3 protein-coding genes are annotated in these 2980 nt (G+C 53.2%); all 3 read left to right on the forward strand.

Annotated features, from left to right (window positions below; genetic code table 11):
• The first annotated feature begins 199 nt into the window (after positions 1-199).
• Positions 200-1687: a phosphoethanolamine transferase gene (locus tag F1735_RS32840; RefSeq protein ID WP_229506084.1), complete on the forward strand. Its 1488-nt coding sequence runs from the start codon at positions 200-202 to the stop codon at positions 1685-1687.
• The gene (locus tag F1735_RS32845) at positions 1665-2432 is read left to right on the forward strand and encodes a phosphatase PAP2 family protein (RefSeq protein ID WP_229506085.1); all 768 of its coding nucleotides are present in this window, start codon (positions 1665-1667) and stop codon (positions 2430-2432) included. The genes F1735_RS32840 and F1735_RS32845 overlap by 23 nt, the downstream gene beginning before the upstream one ends.
• A 258-nt stretch (positions 2433-2690) precedes the next feature.
• Positions 2691-2936 (forward strand): DedA family protein, encoded by a 246-nt coding sequence (locus F1735_RS32850; protein ID WP_167241109.1) that lies wholly within the window; start codon positions 2691-2693, stop codon positions 2934-2936.
• The last annotated feature ends 44 nt before the right edge of the window (positions 2937-2980 follow it).

Raw genomic sequence — 2980 nt, forward strand, 5'->3', positions numbered from 1 at the left:
TCATGGTGTGGGCGTTTTGATTAAGCGTTAGAACTAAATCATGCCAGAAATGGGCGCCCACTCCCACCTTTTCGCTTGCGCTGCCAAGCAATTTTCATCCGTTCCGCTAGTTTTGCAAGAGGCTCATCAGTCCTTCTGGAGGCAATTCGTCCACGCTACAGGAGGTCTTGGACTGCCACATTTTCCGATACAGGCCGGCATGTTCCTGATGCTAGTGCTGGCCTTTAGCGCCTGTCTTGCGCTAGTCAATTTTCGTTATATCTTCAAACCCGTTTTGATTGTCCTGTTTCTCGCCACTTCGGCGGCGAGCTACTTCATGAATCAGTACGGCACCGCGATTGATTGGTCGATGGTACAAAACGTCGTCGAAACCGATGCGCGTGAAAGCGCCGATCTGGTGTCACTAAAAATGCTTGCGTCAATTTTACTGATGGGCGGGCTGCCCTCGCTGCTGCTCGCTGCAGCCGACCTGAGTTACCCGACGGCAGCCCGTCAGTTGCTGCGCAATCTCGGTATCGCCTTGGCGGCATTTGCAGGAGCTATTATCCTGCTCATGCTCATGTTCAAGACACTGGCGCCAACCTTGCGTGAACACCGCGATCTGCGCTTCCTTCTCACGCCGACCAACTACCTCCAAGCAATTAACGGTTATGCGAAGCGCAAATGGAGTACGCCAATTGTCGTGCTTCCGCTCGGCACCGATGCCAGCAAAGGGCCTGCCTGGAACGGCATATTCAAGCGCACCGTGACCATCATAGTTGTTGGAGAAACTGCGCGCGCTCGGAATTTTTCCTTGAATGGCTACACGCGCCAGACCAATCCGCGTCTAGCGCAGCAGAACGGCCTGATCAATTTTACGCGCATGCAGTCCTGCGGCACAGCCACGGCGGTGTCGGTACCTTGTGTTTTTTCCGCTCTTGGACGGCATGGCTATTCTGATACCAAGGCGCAATCCCAGGAAGGACTGCTTGATGTACTCGAGCATGCCGGAATCGATGTGATCTGGCGTGATAACAATTCCGGTTGCAAGGGGGTGTGCGACCGGGTGAGTTATGTGGACGTATCCCAACCGTCACCGGGCAACCCTCTTTGTCAAACGGAGGAGTGTTTCGATGAACGTCTGCTGGAAGGCTTGCCAGAACTGATACGTGACTCCAAGCGCGATCTGGTGATCGTGCTGCACCAGAAAGGAAGCCACGGGCCGGCCTACTGGAAGCGCTATCCCGCCCGGTTCAGACGGTTTGTGCCTACTTGCGAAACCAACGAATTAGCAAAATGCAGTAAAGAAGCCATAGTCGCCGCCTACGACAACACCATCCTCTATACCGATTATGTGTTGAGCAAAACGATCGACATGCTGTCGCAAGCGAGCCTGAACGACGGCGTCGATACCTCCTTTGTGTATTTCTCGGACCATGGCGAATCGCTTGGCGAAAACAATATGTATCTGCATGGCGCTCCGTACATCATCTCGCCGCCAGAACAGCGCCACGTTCCATTCATGTTGTGGATGTCGGACGGCTTCAGTGATCGCTTCAAGCTCGACCGCAAATGCCTTGCCGCCCGCGCCAATCAGGAATTTTCACATGACAACATCTTTCATTCGACTCTCGGCATGCTTGCCATCAATACTGCTGTCTACAACCCGAAACTGGACTTGTTTAATGCGTGCACCCGTGCAAGCTGATTTTTCCGGCGACGCGGCGGCGATCGGCACCGGGTTTGCTGGGGTGCGTGCCACGCGCATGACCCGCACACGCTGGATCGGCCTCATACTGTTTCTTGCCTTCCCCTTACTGGTTGTTTGGATCGAAATGTGCACTGACATCGACCTACACTTGGCAGATGCTGCATTCGATCCGCAGCTCCGAATTTTTCCTTGGCGTGATGCCTGGATCGCCGATACGTTCAGTCACGTTGTGCTGAAGCGGATTTTGATTACGTTGGCCATTGCCTTCGTCTTGACGGCACTCTGGGATCTGGTTGCACCGCGTCGCTGGAGCTGGCTGCAGCGCTATCGGATCAGGGTAGTAGCCTTATCTGCTGTAATGGTCCCACTTATTATTTCCTTGTTAAAGCAATCGAGCGATTCGCACTGCCCATGGAACTTGACGCGCTATGGCGGCAGCGAGCCTTATGTGCGGCTGATGCAGATGCTTCCCGCGGGCAGCGAGCCTGGGCACTGCATGCCGGCGGGCCATGCTTCGAGCGCATTGTGGCTGATCTCGATTACCGTATTTTTTCTTCCCGCGCGTCCAACGGCCTCCATGTGTACGTTCATCACAATGATGGGCTTCGGATTTTCGTTGGGTTGGCTGCAGCAACTTCGCGGCGCCCATTTTTTGACGCACACCTTATGGTCGCTCTGGATCGCCACCTTCGTCGTGGGCGTCATTGCCATCGTGCTAGACCGGCGCCGTTCCCCCATCTGACTCGAGTTCGGTGTCGATATTGATGCCGGACCAATTTATGCAATCACACACTGGCAAGGTGCGGTCGACGAGATACATAAATATACCTCCATAAAAAAAATTTTAACAAAAAACTAACAGCCATCTTACGTTAAGTTGACACTGTCTTTCTTAGACTGAGACCTAACCGAACTGAACGCTAGCGTGGAGCATGCCCCAGATGGCAGCAACCGTTTTCTTGCCTCGTTATGACGCAGTCAACCTGAAAAGGAAACAGCTTTGTTTGATTTCATTGTCCAGTTTATTGCCGAAACGGGCTATGTCGGTGTCTTCTTGTTGATGATGCTTGAAAATATCTTTCCTCCTTTGCCTTCCGAATTGATTATGCCGTTTGCCGGTTTTAGTGCTGGCCGCAATGAACTCAACGTGATCGGGGTGGTAATTTCGGCTCTATGCCGTTTTGAGTGGAACTGGACAGCCGGCACGGTAGATGGTAGATCGCAACGGAGCGGCGGCTGGTTGTAGTGGATTGGCCGGAAGGTTTTTAAACTTGGACATGCGAAGGTAGG

The organism is Massilia genomosp. 1 (genome assembly GCF_011682185.1).
In the GTDB taxonomy this organism is placed as follows: domain Bacteria; phylum Pseudomonadota; class Gammaproteobacteria; order Burkholderiales; family Burkholderiaceae_D; genus Telluria_A; species Telluria_A rubra.